Genomic DNA, 14031 nt, shown 5'->3' with positions numbered 1-14031 from the left:
AGGCTGCAGACAGGTATTTTGCTATCAGCCCTACTGGGTTATTGCAGCGTAGCCATGGCAATAGAGCAGCAGGAGTTGTTCAACTTTGTCCGGCCATTGGACGCCGTGCAGGTCACGACAGTGGATGCCGAGCTGCCTAAGCGCATTGGCGAGCCGACGCCGCAAGGTGAAGTGCTGCGTCGAGTGACCTTCCATCCTGCCGCGCAACCCCGCCTGCGTCTTACCCCGCAAAGCGGTAGTTGGGACTGGTCGCAGCAAACCCTGGTTAGCTTGCGTGTACAGAACGCCATGGCCTGGGCGTTGACCCTGGATGTGCTGATCGAAAGTACCGATGGTCAGCAGTTGAGCACCCGTATCGCCTTGCCGGCCGGGCCTGCGCAAACCCTGTTGATTCCCCTGCAAGCCGCTTCACCGCGTGAGCATGGTATGCGTGCCGGGGTGCCGATGCCCTGGACGCACAAGGGCCAACGCCTGCTGCTGGCCGACACGCTCAGTGGCGCGCTGGACCTGAGCAACGTCAGTGCACTCACCCTGTCCATACCGCAGCCGCAAGCGGCGCAAGATATTTTGCTCAGCCAGTTTGGCGTGAGCAGCGAACAGCTATCGGCCGCCGCCTATGCCGACATCGTCGACAGCTACGGCCAGTACACGCGGGCCAACTGGCCGGGCAAGGTGCATAACGATGGGCAACTGCAGCAAGCGGCTGCCCAAGAGCAGCAACAGTTGCAGCGCTGGCTGGCGCAGCGGCCGGCGCAGGACACGTTTGGCGGCTGGATGGGCGGGCAGGCGTTTACGCCGAGCGGCTTTTTCCGTACCGAGAAACGCGATGGTCGCTGGTTTCTGGTAACGCCTGAGGGGCATCCGTTCTATTCGCTGGGGGTTAACGCAGTGACGGCCGAGCAGAGCGCCACTTACGTTGCAGGGCGTGAGGCGATGTTTACCGATCTACCACAACAGGGGGAGGCGCTGGCGGCTTACTTCGGCACCTCGGACAGCCGCAGCGACACTGGCGCCAACCAGGGTCGGGCGTTTGCCAGCGGGCGTTGGTTCGATTTTTACAAGGCCAACCTGCAGCGCAGTTATGGTCAGGGTGATCCTGCTGCCTGGCGCACGCTCAGTCAGGATCGCCTGCAAGCCTGGGGTTTCAACACCCTGGGGAACTGGAGCGAGCCAGCTTTTGCCAGCGACGCCCGCATGCCGTTCAGTATTGCGCTGTCGATTCACGGTGATTACGCCACCATCAGCACCGGTGTCGATTGGTGGGGCGCAATGCCTGACCCGTTCGATCCGCGCTTTGCCATGGCCACCGAGCGGGCCGTGGCGATTGCCTCGCGCGATCACCGTGACAATCCCTGGCTACTCGGTTATTTCGCTGACAACGAGCTGGCCTGGGCGGGTGCTGCGGAGGACCCCAATGGCCGCTATGCCCTGGCGTATGCCACATTACGCCTGAGCACCGATGTGCCGGCCAAGCGCGCTTTTCTCAAGCAGTTGCGTGACAAATACCGCAATCAGAATGGCCTGTCCCGCGCCTGGGGGATTGAGTTGCAGGCGTGGGAGCTGATGGAGGACCCTGGTTTTCAGGCGCCGTTGCCCAGCGCTGAGCACCCGGCCATCGAGCAGGATATGCAGGCGTTCCTGCGCCTGTATGCGGAAACCTACTTTAAGACCATTGCCGACTCACTGGACTGGCACGCGCCCAACCACCTGCTGCTGGGCGGGCGCTTCGCCAGCAGCATCCCCGAGGCGGTGAAGGCCTGTGTGCGCTTCTGCGATGTGCTGAGCTTTAACTTCTACACCCGTGAGCCGCAGCAGGGTTATGACTTCGCCGCGCTGCGCCAGTTAGACAAACCGCTGATGATCACCGAGTTTCACTTCGGCTCGCGTGATCGTGGGCCGTTCTGGGGTGGGGTTGCCGAGGTCTACAAGGAGGAGGAGCGTGGCCCGGCTTATGCGCACTTCCTGAGTAAGGCCCTGGAGGAGCCGCAGGTTGTCGGCGTGCACTGGTTCCAATACCTCGATCAGCCGGTGACCGGGCGCTTATTGGATGGCGAGAACGGCCATCTGGGCCTGGTGGCGATCACTGATCGGCCTTGGTCAGGCTTCGTCCAAAGCGTGCGTAAAGCCAACTTAACTGTGCCGCAAGCCCTGCTCAAGCCAGCGCCTTAGCCGGTCACAGCAAACCGTGGAAAGGCTATTCGCGGGGTCGATATTGCTGTTGCCAGCCTGGAGCAGGATTCACCGTAGGCGGTAGAACTGAAACAATCCGCCGAACAATTGGCGAACACTGATAAAGGAGCAGGGCGGTGCAGATACAGGGCTATTTCGACCTCAAGTTCGAGGCGCTGAGAGACGCTTTTGCGGCGTTGTTCGATGATCCGCAAGAGCGCGGGATGGCGCTCTGCGTGCAGGTCGGCGGCGAAACCGTGGTGGACCTGTGGGCCGGAGTGGCCGACAAAGATGGTCAGCAGGCCTGGCACAGCGACACCATCCTCAACCTGTTTTCCTGCACCAAGACTTTTGCCGCAGTTACTGCCTTGCAGTTAGTCGGCGAGGGCAAGCTGGAGCTGGATGCCCCGGTCGCACGTTACTGGCCTGAGTTCGCCACGGCCGGTAAAGACAAAGTCACCCTGCGCCATTTGCTTAGCCATCAAGCGGGGCTGCCGGCTTTGCGGCAGATGCTGCCGGCCGAAGCCTTGTATGACTGGCAGACCATGACCACCGCGCTAGCCGCCGAACAGCCGTGGTGGACCTTGGGTGAAGGCCATGGCTATGCGCCGATCACCTACGGCTGGCTGGTGGGTGAAGTGTTGCGACGGGTCGAGGGGCGCGGGCCGGGCGAGGCCATCGTCGCGCGGACGGCCAAGCCTTTGGGCCTCGATTTTCATGTGGGCCTGGCGGATCAGGAGTTCGACCGCGTGGCGACTATCTCCCGCGGCAAGGGCAACCTGGGTGATGCGGCAGCTCAACGTCTGCTCAAGACCATGATGAGCGAGCCTGCGGCCATGAGCACGCGCGCCTTCACCAATCCACCGTCGATCATGACCAGCACCAATAAGCCGGAATGGCGGCGCATGCAACAGCCGGCCGCCAACGGCCATGGTAATGCGCGCAGCCTGGCTGGTTTCTATAGCGGCCTGCTGGACGGCAGCTTGCTGGAGAGCGAGTTGCTGGCTGAGCTCACCCGCGAACATGCGCTGGGTGAAGACAAGACGTTGCTGACCCGTACCCGTTTCGGCCTGGGTTGCATGCTCGATCAGCCAGCGGTCGCCAATGCCACCTACGGCATGGGCGCGCGCGCCTTTGGTCATCCTGGCGCCGGCGGCTCCATTGGCTTTGCCGACCCGGAGCGGGATGTGGCCTTTGGCTTTGTCACCAATAACCTAGGACCGTTCGTCTTGATGGATCCCCGTGCGCAGAAACTTGCGCGTCTATTGGCTGATTGTTTATAGCCAGCTCAGCTAAACTGCGGCATAACCTGGCATGGCCTGCTACCTCAGTGGGCCGCTGACCGGCTTCTTTTGCTTATCACGATGTGGATTTTCAGATGCTTGCTAACAAAACCCTCGCCATCGCCCTGTGTGTGCTGATCAGCGGTTGCAGCGCTTTCGACAAATACACAAAGCCTGCGCCGAAAGTGGTTGTTATGCCGCCACCGGCAGTGACCCAAGCCTGGTTGGATGACTACGAGCCAAAGGTGCGTGAAGCGATCAAGGGCACCCATTTCGAATTAGAGCGTCAGGAAAACCTTTTGGTGGTCACCGCGCCGGTACAGGGTTCGTTCAACCCAGACCGTCCGCATATGATGCTGCCAGTGACCCTGGGTCCCCTGAGCCGTATGGGCAAATTGCTGGAAAACGATGAAAACATCGGCGTGCTGATTCTTGGCCATGCCGACAGCAGTGGCGAAGTGAATGCCAACCGCGAACTAAGCCAGCAGCGCGCTCGCGCGTTCACCTCGATCTTCCGCCTCAGTGGCCTCAAGCAGAATCGTCTAATGGTCAAGGGCATGGGTTCCGACATGCCGCGCGCTGCCAACGACAGCCAGCAAGGTCGTGCACTGAACCGCCGGGTAGAGATCATGCTGACCTCGAAAGCCACCCTCAACGCGCTGATCGCCAAATACAACCAGCCAGCGCCCACTACTGCGGTTGCCGCCGTCAAGCCGGCTGCAGACAAAACCGCCAAAGTGATTGCCAAGGCTGATAAGCCAGCTCCCCGCCCATAAGCCGAGGGTCAGCAGCGTTGTCGCAGATCAAGCTAAATAGAACGCCAGTGGTTAAGCTTGGCGCAATCTGTTCGAGAGGATTTGTTGATGACTCAAACCCTGGCTGACATGCGCCGTGAATACACCCGTGACGGCTTGAGCGAGGCGCAAGCGCCGCTTGAGCCGTTTGCGCTGTTTCAACACTGGTTTGCCGATGCGGTGAAAACCGAACAGCTGCCGGTTGAGCCCAATGCCATGACCCTGGCGACCGTTGATGGCGAAGGTCGTCCACATTGTCGCGTGCTGCTGCTCAAGGGCCTGGATGCGCGCGGTTTTACCTTCTTCAGCAACTACGACAGCGCCAAAGGCCAGCAGCTGGCGGTTAACCCGTTTGCTGCCATGACCTTCTTCTGGCCCAGCCTTGAGCGTCAGGTGCGTATCGAAGGGCGGGTTGAGCGGGTCACGGCAGAGGAGTGCGATGCTTATTTTCAGGTGCGTCCGCTGGGCAGCCGGATTGGCGCTTGGGCATCCCCGCAGAGTCGGGTGATTGCCGGTCGTGACGAGTTGGAAGACTTGCTGGCGCAGACCGAACAGCGCTTTCTTGAATGTGCTCCGCATTGCCCGCCGCACTGGGGTGGCTATCGTTTGCTGCCGGAGCGTATCGAGTTCTGGCAGGGGCGTTCCAGCCGTCTGCATGATCGTCTCAACTTCCGCCTAGAGGGCGACGCCTGGTTGCGCGAGCGCCTGGCGCCCTGAACGCTGTTTTAATCCCCCTGATACTGCGTCGCTGCCTGCTCGAGCCAAGCGGGCAGGGCGCTGCGCTTGATGCCGGCCGCTTGTGCTTCAGTCAGGCGTTCGAGCATGTAGTGGCGCTTGGTCGGCGAGTTTCCGGCCAGTGACAGCGCCAGGTCACGGTCCATCCAGCGCTTGATTCGCACATACAACCACCAATGGAAGTACAGCCCGGCAACGCTGGTGCTGACGACGATGAAATAATCCATAGGTCCCCCAGACAGTGCCTTAGTCTAGGCTTACTGAGTGACTGCGTTGAAGGTGGTGCAATGTCGCGCCAGAGCCGTGCAAGACATGCCGAGTAAATTTTTGCCGTATATTTACGGATGACAGCTGAACGGCGCAGGCGTTTTAATGAAGCCTGCCTAACTGGAGACATAATCATGCGTAAACCCATTGTTTTGGCTGCATCGTTTGCCGCGTTGGCTCTGTTGGGCGGTTGCGCCTCCAGCCTGACCGGCGACACTTACTCACGTGATGAAGCGCGCGCCGTGCAGACCGTGCGTATGGGTACGATTGAATCGCTGCGTCCGGTGAAAATCGAAGGCACGAAAACCCCAATCGGCGCAGGTGCTGGCGCGGTGGTTGGCGGCGTTGCCGGCAGTGGCGTTGGCGGTGGTCGCGGCAGTGCGGTAGCCGCAGTGATCGGTGCCGTAGCCGGTGGTTTACTGGGCGCAATGACCGAAGAAGGCCTGACGCGTACCCAAGGCGTGGAAATCACCGTGCGCGAAGATGACGGCAGCATGCGCGCCTATGTGCAGGCGGTGGAGGAGAATCAAATCTTCCGCGTCGGTGAGCGCGTGCGCATCATGACGGTCAATGGCACCAGCCGCGTTACTCATTAAGAGTTGCCGAGACCGGATCAGTATTGACTGATCCGGTTTTTTATTGCCTTTTTTCTAGATTGACCAGACGTTTCCCGGTGATTGTCAGATATCCCAGGCAAGTTCGCGGCAAGTGGAGCGTTTTGTAATGATTCTATCCATGACTGCTGGGCGATAGTTATGGATAATCGCGCACGTTTTTCTGTTGATCGGCTTTCGTCGCCATGCGGCGTATTCCATGTGTGCGGGTTGTGGCTCGGGTAAAAGCCTGTGGTTTACCACCAGTGAGTTAGTTAGGGAGTCGGCTGGGTGCGTGTACGTGCCTGGTTCGTATAAAGAGGTTTTATTTATGACGCTTGCGCTGATCATCGCCTTGCCATTTCTCGGCATGTTTCTGCCGTTGCTGGCCGAACGTTTGGGCCGTTCAGCTTGCGCTGCGGCCGCTTCGTTGGCGCCGCTGACGGCGTTGGTGCTGTTGCTCTCGCAGCAATCTGCGGTGTTCTCTGGCGAGTTGCTCAGGGTCAAGTTAGAGTGGCTGCCGAGCCTGGGCCTGAATCTCAGCCTGCGCCTCGATGGCCTGGGCTTTCTGTTTGCCCTGCTGATTCTCGGCATCGGCCTGCTGGTGATTCTCTACGCCCGCTACTACCTGGCGAAAAAAGAGCCGATGGGGCGTTTTTTCGCCTTCCTGCTGCTGTTTATGGGCGCGATGCTCGGCGTGGTGCTCTCGGAAAACCTGCTGTTGATGCTGATGTTCTGGGAGCTGACCAGCCTGTCGTCGTTCCTGCTGATTGGCTTCTGGGGGGAGCGCTCGGATGCGCGCAAGGGGGCGCGCATGGCCCTGGCCGTGACCGGCGGTGGTGGCCTGGCGCTGTTTGCCGGGATTCTGCTGATCGGCCATATCGCCGGCAGTTTCGAGCTGTCCCAGGTACTGGCTGCCGGTTACGCGATTCGTGCGCATGAGCTGTACCCGCTGGCGCTGATTCTGGTGCTGTTGGGCGTGTTCACCAAGTCGGCGCAGTTTCCGTTCCATTTCTGGCTGCCCCATGCGATGGCCGCGCCGACCCCGGTTTCCGCCTATCTGCACTCGGCAACCATGGTCAAGGCCGGGGTGTTTCTGCTGGCGCGTCTCTATCCGGCGTTGGCCGGCTCGGAGTGGTGGTTCTACCTGGTCAGCATCACCGGTCTGGTGACGCTGCTGGTGGGGGCCGGGATGGCGTTGTTCCAGCATGACCTCAAGGGTCTGCTGGCCTATTCGACTATCAGTCATCTGGGCCTGATCACCTTGCTGTTCGGCCTGGATACGCGCCTGGCAGCAGTGGCCGCGGTGTTCCACATCATCAACCACGCCACCTTTAAGGCCTCGTTGTTTATGGCGGCGGGGATCATTGACCATGAAACCGGCAGCCGCGACATGCGGCGAATTAACGGCATGTGGAAGTACATGCCGCACACCGCCGTGTTGGCCATGGTGGCGGCCTCGGCGATGGCCGGCGTGCCGCTGCTTAATGGCTTCCTGAGCAAGGAAATGTTCTTCAGCGAAACCCTTAATCAACACCTGCTCGGTAGCTTCAACTGGGTGATTCCGGCAGCTGCAACCCTGGCCGGGGTGTTTTCGGTGGCCTATTCGCTGCGGTTTATCCACGACGTGTTCTTCAACGGCGAGCCGATCAACCTGCCGCATTACCCGCCGCATGAGCCGCCGCGCTATATGAAAGTGCCGGTGGAGATTTTGGTGTTCCTCTGCCTGCTGGTGGGCATTGTGCCGGCCTACACCGTGGCGCCGCTGCTGGCCGCTGCCGCTACGGCAACTCTGGGCGGTGATGTGCCAACTTACAGTCTGGCGATTTGGCATGGCTTGAACATGGCGTTGCTGATGAGCTTTATCGCGCTGTTTGGCGGGATTCTGGTCTACGTATTCCGCCAGCCGCTGTTTCGTTGGTATGCCGGCCTGCCGAGCGTGGATGCCAAATTGCTGTTCGAAAGCGGTGTGCTGATTCTGCTCAAGGCCTGCACGGCGGTGACCCACTGGCTGGAGAACGCTTCGTTGCAACGCTACCTGGCGTTGCTGCTGGCGGCGGGGTTGTTGGTAGTGACCCAGGGCCTGAGTTCGTTACCGCAGATCAGCGGACCGCTGGCCATGAGCGAGATCGACGGCATCACGGCCCTGGGCCTGGGCATCATGGCCTTGGCTGCCTTGGTGACGGTGATCTTCCATCGCCAGCGCCTGGTCTCCTTGCTGATGCTCAGCGTGGTCGGGCTGATGGTGGCGCTGGCCTTTGCCCGTTATTCGGCACCGGACCTGGCCCTGACCCAGTTGTCTGTGGAGGTGGTGACCATCATCCTGCTGATGCTTGCGCTGTTCTTTCTACCGGCGCATACCCGTGTGGAGTCGAGCAGCCTGCGTGGCCTGCGCGACTTCATCCTGGCCGTGGGCACGGGCGTGATGGTGGCGATACTGGTATTCGCCGTGCTGACGCGGCCGTATGACAGCATTTCCGCGTTCTTCTTGGAGAACAGCGTGCCGGGCGGCGGTGGGGCCAACGTGGTCAACGTGATTCTGGTCGACTTCCGTGGTTTCGACACCATGGGCGAGGGCACCGTGCTGGCGATTGCCGCCGTCGGTATCTTTGCATTGCTCGACGGCTTGCGGTTGTTCCAGCCGAAAGTCGATGCACAGGGGCGCAATTGGGCACGTGACCGTCACCCGCTGATCCTCGCCACCCTGTCGCGGGTGCTGCTGCCGATGGCGCTGCTGGTCTCGGTGTTTATCTTCCTGCGCGGGCACAACTTGCCGGGCGGCGGTTTTATCGCCGGGCTGGTCACGGCTGTGGCGTTGATCCTGCAATACGTCGCCAGTGGCGTGCAGTGGACGCAGTCGCGTCTGCCGCTGAATTACCAGGGCATGGCCGGGCTTGGCGTATTGATTGCAGGCCTCACCGGTTTGGGCAGCTGGCTGTTTGACCGGCCGTTCCTGACCTCGGCCTTCGGCCATTTTCAGATTCCGCTGATTGGTGAAATCGAGCTGGCGACTGCCATGCTCTTCGACCTTGGCGTGTACCTGACGGTGGTCGGCGCAACCCTGTTGATTCTCGCCAACCTGGGCAAATTGACCCAGGAAAAAGCTGTACAAGAGGTGCTTTGAGATGGAAGCCATATTTGCCACGACCCTGGGTATCCTCACCGCCAGCGGCGTGTACCTGCTGCTGCGTGCGCGGACCTTCCCGGTGGTGCTGGGGCTGACGCTGATTTCCTATGCGGTCAACCTGTTCCTGTTCGCCATGGGCCGGTTGCAAACCGGCGTGGTCACGGTGGTCGGGGCGGGTGCTGAGTACGCTGACCCGTTGCCGCAAGCACTGGTGCTGACCGCCATCGTTATCGGCTTTGCCATGACCGCGTTCGTCGTGGTGCTGGCGCTGCGCAGCGTCGGTGAAACCCAGACTGACCATGTTGACGGCCAGGAGCCTGCCAAATGAATCACAGCTTGATCCTGCCCGTCCTGCTCCCCATGTTTGCCGGCAGCCTGTTGCTGCTGGGGGCGGGCCTGAGCCAGCGGTTTAAGCGCTGCGTGTCGTTGCTGGCGACGCTGCTGTTATTGCCCCTGAGCGCTTACTTGCTTTGGGTGGCTGATCAGGGTGTGCTGCAGGTCTACGCTGCCGGTAACTGGGCGGCGCCATTCGGCATTATCTTGCTGCTGGATCGTCTGAGCGCCTTGTTGTTGGTTGTCACCGCGGTACTCGGCAGCTTTGCCTTGCTGTATGCCGTGCGTGGTGATGATCAGCGCGGACGAAGCTTTCATGCCCTGTTCCAGTTCCAGTTGATGGGGATCAACGGTGCCTTCCTCACTGGCGACCTGTTCAACCTGTTTGTGTTCTTTGAAATCCTGCTGATCGCCTCCTATTCGCTGCTGCTGCACGGCGGCGGGGTAGAGCGGGTACGCGCGGGGTTGCATTACGTGGTGCTGAACCTGGTCGGTTCGGCGTTCTTCCTGCTCGCCGTAGGCGTGCTGTACGGCATCACCGGCACCCTGAATATGGCGGACATGGCCATTCGCGTGGCCGCTGCCGGGCCTGACGATGCAGCGCTACTGGGCGCTGCCGGCCTGCTGTTACTGGTGGTGTTCGGGCTCAAGGCAGCGTTCCTGCCGTTGTATTTCTGGCTGCCCAAGGCCTATGCCTCAGCCACTGCGCCGGTCGCTGCACTGTTTGCGGTGATGACCAAGGTCGGCCTGTATTCGATCATCCGCGTATACACACTGATCTTCGGCGATGAGGCTGGCACCCTGGCCAATATGGCCAACGACTGGCTGTGGCCGATTGCCCTGCTGACCCTGGCGCTCGGCGTGATCGGCGCGCTGGCGGCGGTTAGCCTGCACGGCTTACTGGCGTACCTGGTCGTCGTGTCGGTAGGCACCTTGCTCGCGGGTGTGGCCATCGGTACTGAGCAAGCATTGGCGGCCGCCCTGTTTTACCTGGTTCACAGCACCTGGGTCGCCGGCGGGCTGTTCCTCTTGGCCGACCTGATTGCCCGGCAGCGTGGGGTTAAACATACGCTTCTGATTCAGGGGGCGGAGCTGCAGAATCCGCATGTGCTCGGTGGCTTGTTCTTTTTCGGCGCGATTGCGGTGGCCGGCTTGCCGCCGCTTTCCGGGTTTTTCGGCAAGCTGTTGTTGCTGCGCTCACTGGAACCTGGCCTGGATGCGTTGTTGTTCTGGCCTGTGGTGCTGGTTGGCAGCCTGCTCACCGTTATTGCTCTGAGCCGGGCTGGCAGCACCTTGTTCTGGCGTGTGGGGCAGAGTCAGCTGGACAGCGCCGAGCTGGATTACGGCCGGCTGCTGGCCTGTATGGGGCTGCTGTCACTCAGTCTATTGCTGGTGTTCTGCGCCGCACCGTTGTTGAGTTATGTCGAGGCCACGGCCGCTCAGCTGCATGACCTGGCGCTGTACCGACAGATCATTGAGTCAGGAGCCGTACGATGAAAGCACGCCGCTGGTTACCCCATCCGCTGCTGAGCGTGTGCCTGCTGCTGGTATGGTTGCTGCTGATGAACGACCTGAGTCTGGGCCACTTTTTGCTCGGTGGGTTGCTCGGTTGGGCCATCCCATTGCTGACTCAGGTGTTCTGGATCAACCCGCCGAAAGTCGACAAGCCGTTCAAGCTCTGCCTGTTTCTGGTGCGCATCCTCGGCGATATCGTCATGGCCAACCTGCAGGTGGCCAAACTGATCCTCGGCCCGACCGCCAAGCTGCGCCCGGCGTTCGTGGAAATTCCCCTGCTGCTGGAAGATGAACTGGCCCTGACCATGCTCACCAGCATCATTTCCCTGACGCCGGGCACGGTTTCCGCCGACCTCAGCGATGACCACAAGACCTTGCTGGTGCACGGCCTCGATGTGCCGGACGCCGAGGCGTTGGTGGCGGAAATCAAGCAGCGCTATGAAGCACCCTTGCTGGAGGTATTCACATGCTCGACTACGTGATCCCGCTGTGCCTGGTGATCATCGGCGTGGCTCTCGTGCTGACCATGGCACGGCTGATCATCGGCCCCGATCTGCCCGACCGCATCTTGGCCCTGGACACCCTGTTTATCAACGCGATCGCCATACTCGTGCTGTTTGGCGTGTGGCTGGGGTCGGATCTGTATTTTGAAGCGGCGCTGTTGATTGCGGTGATGGGCTTTATTGGCACAGTAGCCGTGGCCAAGTACCTGCTACGCGGCGATATTATCGAGTAGAACGTTCTACGGAGACTGCGGTATGAATACCTGGATCGAAGCGCTGGTAGCGCTGTTTCTGCTGCTCGGCAGCCTGTTTGCTTTGGTCGGCTCGATTGGTCTGTACCGGCTGCCGGATTTCTTTATGCGTCTGCACGGCCCAACGAAGGCCAGCACCCTGGGTGTGGGCGGCATGGTCATAGCCTCGCTGATCTACTTCAGCTTTAACGGCGAAGGCATCAGCCTGCATGAGCTGCTGATCGCCCTGTTTCTGTTTATCACCGCGCCCGTGAGTGCTCACATGCTGGCCAAGGCCGCCATGCAACAGAAGCTCTATATCAACGAGAAAACCCGCGGTAAACCCTGGGAGCAATAGGCCTGCCGGGTTGGCGTTAGCCAGCCCACACAGTTCACGGCGTTGACTGTATCTGTCGGCAGCGCATCGTCCTCTCTACACTGCTGCCTTTAATTGGAGGTGGTGTATGCGTGAGCAGGGGACAGGCCTGGCAGTGGTTTGCTTGGTAATCGCCATGGCGCTGTGGGGCAGTTCGTTTATTGCGCTGAAACTGGCCTTTGCCGAGTTGCCAGCGCTGTGGGTGATCTTCGGCCGGATGGCCCTGGGCAGTCTGGTGTTTCTGCTGGCATGGCGCTGGCGCGGGAAGATGCAGTATCGCGCCGGCGACTGGAAGTACCTGCTCGGCCTGGCCGCCTGCGAACCCTGCCTGTATTTCCTCTTCGAAGCCCTCGCCTTGGAGCGCACCAGCGCCGCTCAAGCGGGTATGGTCATGGCCTTGATGCCGCTGCTGGTGGCGGTTGGTGCGTTTGTCTTCCTGCGTGAGCGGATCAGCCGCATCACCCTGCTGGGGTTTGTCATCGCGCTGGTTGGCGCTGCCTGGCTAAGCCTCGCTGGTAGCGCCGATGAGCATGCCAGCAATCCTATTCTCGGTAACTTCTTCGAGCTGCTCGCCATACTCTGCGCCACCGGTTACACCTTGCTCCTCAAGCATCTGTCGGCGCGTTATTCGCCCTTTTTGCTGACGGCCATGGTGGCTTTTGTCGGCACCATTTTCTTCCTGCCGATGGCCTGGCTCAGCGCGCCAGTCCCGGTCACTGTCAGCCCAATGGGCTTGGGTGCGGTGGTGTATCTGGGCGTACTGGTCACAGTGGGGGCTTATGGCTTGTACAACTTCGGTGTCAGTCGGTTGCCCGCCAGTCAAGCATCGGGGTTCACCAACCTGATCCCGGTGTTCACCTTGCTGTTCGCTATATTGATCTTGGGCGAAAGCTTGAATGACATGCAGATTTTGGCCGCCGCCTTGGTATTTGCCGGGGTGCTGCTGAGCCAGTGGCGCATGCCGCGCGTGGTGCCAGCCGGCGTGTTGGATTAAGGAGCACGGCATGAGTGAGTCACGCAGCTGGGCGCGCGAAGCCATCCGGATTATTGAGGCGGACTTTCAGCGCAGCGCCGACACGCACCTGATCCCCCTGGCGCTGCCTGGGTTACCGGGCGTTGAGTTGTATTTCAAGGATGAGTCCAGCCATCCCACCGGCAGTCTCAAGCACCGCCTAGCGCGTTCGCTGTTTCTCTATGCGCTGTGCAACGGCTGGCTTAAGCCGGGCGCGCCGGTCATTGAGGCGTCTAGCGGCTCTACGGCGATCTCCGAAGCGTATTTCGCCCGTTTATTGGGGCTGCCGTTTATCGCGGTAATGCCGGCCAGCACCTCGAAGGAAAAGATCGCGCAGATCGCCTTTTACGGCGGGCAGAGCCATTTGGTGAATGACCCGACGCAGATCTACGCCGAGTCCGAACGCTTGGCCCGTGAGCGCGGCGGGCACTTTATGGACCAGTTTACCTACGCCGAGCGCGCCACCGACTGGCGCGCCAATAACAATATCGCCGAGTCGATCTTCCAGCAGATGGGCAGCGAGCACTTCCCTGAACCGAGCTGGCTGATCTCCAGCGCTGGTACCGGTGGCACCCTGGCGACGTTGGGGCGCTATGTACGCTACCGCCGTCACAACACCCGTGTGCTGTGCGCCGACGCCGAGCGTTCGGTGTTCTTTGATTACTACCGCTGCGGCGATGCCAGCCTGACACTGGACCATGGTTCACGCATCGAGGGCATCGGTCGGCCACGGGTCGAAGCGTCGTTTTTGCCGTCAGTGATCGACGCCATGTGCAAGGTGCCGGATGCTCTGTCCCTGGCCGCCATGCATTACCTCGCGCAGAGACTAGGGCGCAGGGTAGGCGGCTCCAGCGGCACCAACCTGATTGGCGCGCTGCTGGTGGCGCAGCGCATGGTGGCGGCCGGCGAGTCCGGCTCGGTGGTGGCGATTCTCTGCGATGGCGGCGAGCGTTACTCCGGCACCTATTACGACCCCGCCTGGCTGGCAGCGCAGGGCTTTGAGTTACGCGCACTGCTTGGGCGTATTGCTACCTGCGTAGAGCAGGGCGCAGGCTTAGGCGTCGAGATCCCCAGCGAGGGGCTCGACAGCTAAA

14 protein-coding genes are annotated in these 14031 nt (G+C 60.8%); 13 read left to right on the top strand and 1 reads right to left on the bottom strand.

What is annotated here, in order from left to right; translation table 11 throughout:
• Positions 1-54 precede the first annotated feature (54 nt).
• The 4 genes from Q0V31_RS18620 to pdxH all read left to right on the top strand — a co-directional run bounded on the left by Q0V31_RS18620 (position 55) and on the right by pdxH (position 4963).
• The gene (locus tag Q0V31_RS18620; protein WP_298190318.1) at positions 55-2169 is read left to right on the top strand and encodes a beta-agarase; all 2115 of its coding nucleotides are present in this window, start codon (positions 55-57) and stop codon (positions 2167-2169) included.
• Between the two features lie 137 nt (positions 2170-2306).
• The gene (locus Q0V31_RS18615) at positions 2307-3452 is read left to right on the top strand and encodes a serine hydrolase domain-containing protein (RefSeq protein WP_298190316.1); all 1146 of its coding nucleotides are present in this window, start codon (positions 2307-2309) and stop codon (positions 3450-3452) included.
• A gap of 95 nt (positions 3453-3547) precedes the next feature.
• Positions 3548-4228, top strand: a complete 681-nt coding sequence (locus Q0V31_RS18610; RefSeq protein ID WP_298190313.1) for an OmpA family protein — start codon at positions 3548-3550, stop codon at positions 4226-4228.
• A gap of 87 nt (positions 4229-4315) precedes the next feature.
• A complete protein-coding gene (gene pdxH / locus Q0V31_RS18605; protein ID WP_298190311.1) occupies positions 4316-4963 on the top strand; it encodes a pyridoxamine 5'-phosphate oxidase in 648 nt (215 codons plus the stop codon).
• 8 nt (positions 4964-4971) lie between these two features.
• Here pdxH and Q0V31_RS18600 read toward each other — a convergent pair whose 3' ends face one another.
• Positions 4972-5208 (bottom strand): hypothetical protein, encoded by a 237-nt coding sequence (locus tag Q0V31_RS18600; protein ID WP_298190309.1) that lies wholly within the window; start codon positions 5206-5208, stop codon positions 4972-4974.
• A 174-nt stretch (positions 5209-5382) separates the two neighbouring features.
• Between Q0V31_RS18600 and Q0V31_RS18595 the strand changes: the two genes are divergently transcribed.
• The 9 genes from Q0V31_RS18595 (at position 5383) to Q0V31_RS18555 (ending at position 14030) form a co-directional block, all read left to right on the top strand.
• Positions 5383-5844 carry a glycine zipper 2TM domain-containing protein gene (locus Q0V31_RS18595; RefSeq protein ID WP_298190307.1) on the top strand — a complete coding sequence of 154 codons (462 nt, stop codon included), beginning with the start codon at positions 5383-5385 and terminating at the stop codon, positions 5842-5844.
• Between the two features lie 328 nt (positions 5845-6172).
• Positions 6173-8965, top strand: coding sequence for a monovalent cation/H+ antiporter subunit A (locus Q0V31_RS18590; protein ID WP_298190305.1), 2793 nt, complete (start codon positions 6173-6175; stop codon positions 8963-8965).
• A gap of 1 nt (position 8966) precedes the next feature.
• Positions 8967-9296, top strand: coding sequence for a Na+/H+ antiporter subunit C (locus Q0V31_RS18585; RefSeq protein ID WP_298190303.1), 330 nt, complete (start codon positions 8967-8969; stop codon positions 9294-9296).
• Positions 9293-10798 (top strand): monovalent cation/H+ antiporter subunit D, encoded by a 1506-nt coding sequence (locus tag Q0V31_RS18580; RefSeq protein WP_298190301.1) that lies wholly within the window; start codon positions 9293-9295, stop codon positions 10796-10798. The genes Q0V31_RS18585 and Q0V31_RS18580 overlap by 4 nt, the downstream gene beginning before the upstream one ends.
• Positions 10795-11298 carry a Na+/H+ antiporter subunit E gene (locus Q0V31_RS18575; RefSeq protein WP_298190299.1) on the top strand — a complete coding sequence of 168 codons (504 nt, stop codon included), beginning with the start codon at positions 10795-10797 and terminating at the stop codon, positions 11296-11298. The genes Q0V31_RS18580 and Q0V31_RS18575 overlap by 4 nt, the downstream gene beginning before the upstream one ends.
• Positions 11283-11552 (top strand): K+/H+ antiporter subunit F, encoded by a 270-nt coding sequence (locus Q0V31_RS18570; RefSeq protein WP_298190297.1) that lies wholly within the window; start codon positions 11283-11285, stop codon positions 11550-11552. Before Q0V31_RS18575 ends, Q0V31_RS18570 begins: the two co-directional genes overlap by 16 nt.
• Before the next feature lie 22 nt (positions 11553-11574).
• Positions 11575-11907 carry a Na+/H+ antiporter subunit G gene (locus tag Q0V31_RS18565; protein ID WP_298190296.1) on the top strand — a complete coding sequence of 111 codons (333 nt, stop codon included), beginning with the start codon at positions 11575-11577 and terminating at the stop codon, positions 11905-11907.
• A 106-nt stretch (positions 11908-12013) separates the two neighbouring features.
• On the top strand, positions 12014-12919 hold the full coding sequence (locus Q0V31_RS18560; protein ID WP_298190294.1) for a DMT family transporter: 906 nt from the start codon (positions 12014-12016) through the stop codon (positions 12917-12919).
• Positions 12920-12929: 10 nt separating this feature from the next.
• Positions 12930-14030, top strand: coding sequence for a PLP-dependent cysteine synthase family protein (locus Q0V31_RS18555; protein WP_298190291.1), 1101 nt, complete (start codon positions 12930-12932; stop codon positions 14028-14030).
• The last annotated feature ends 1 nt before the right edge of the window (position 14031 follow it).

It is taken from the genome of uncultured Pseudomonas sp., assembly GCF_943846705.1.
In the GTDB taxonomy this organism is placed as follows: Bacteria; Pseudomonadota; Gammaproteobacteria; order Pseudomonadales; family Pseudomonadaceae; genus Aquipseudomonas.
This window is presented reverse-complemented; position numbering and strand designations above follow the sequence as displayed.

Coding starts and splice junctions, on each gene's coding strand:
- Q0V31_RS18620 (WP_298190318.1), top strand. CDS start 55: ATGGCAATAGAGCAGCAGGAGTTGTTCAACTTTGTCCGGCCATTGGAC.
- Q0V31_RS18610 (WP_298190313.1), top strand. CDS start 3,548: ATGCTTGCTAACAAAACCCTCGCCATCGCCCTGTGTGTGCTGATCAGC.
- pdxH (WP_298190311.1), top strand. CDS start 4,316: ATGACTCAAACCCTGGCTGACATGCGCCGTGAATACACCCGTGACGGC.
- Q0V31_RS18600 (WP_298190309.1), bottom strand. CDS start 5,208: ATGGATTATTTCATCGTCGTCAGCACCAGCGTTGCCGGGCTGTACTTC.
- Q0V31_RS18595 (WP_298190307.1), top strand. CDS start 5,383: ATGCGTAAACCCATTGTTTTGGCTGCATCGTTTGCCGCGTTGGCTCTG.
- Q0V31_RS18590 (WP_298190305.1), top strand. CDS start 6,173: ATGACGCTTGCGCTGATCATCGCCTTGCCATTTCTCGGCATGTTTCTG.
- Q0V31_RS18585 (WP_298190303.1), top strand. CDS start 8,967: ATGGAAGCCATATTTGCCACGACCCTGGGTATCCTCACCGCCAGCGGC.
- Q0V31_RS18580 (WP_298190301.1), top strand. CDS start 9,293: ATGAATCACAGCTTGATCCTGCCCGTCCTGCTCCCCATGTTTGCCGGC.
- Q0V31_RS18575 (WP_298190299.1), top strand. CDS start 10,795: ATGAAAGCACGCCGCTGGTTACCCCATCCGCTGCTGAGCGTGTGCCTG.
- Q0V31_RS18570 (WP_298190297.1), top strand. CDS start 11,283: ATGCTCGACTACGTGATCCCGCTGTGCCTGGTGATCATCGGCGTGGCT.
- Q0V31_RS18565 (WP_298190296.1), top strand. CDS start 11,575: ATGAATACCTGGATCGAAGCGCTGGTAGCGCTGTTTCTGCTGCTCGGC.
- Q0V31_RS18560 (WP_298190294.1), top strand. CDS start 12,014: ATGCGTGAGCAGGGGACAGGCCTGGCAGTGGTTTGCTTGGTAATCGCC.
- Q0V31_RS18555 (WP_298190291.1), top strand. CDS start 12,930: ATGAGTGAGTCACGCAGCTGGGCGCGCGAAGCCATCCGGATTATTGAG.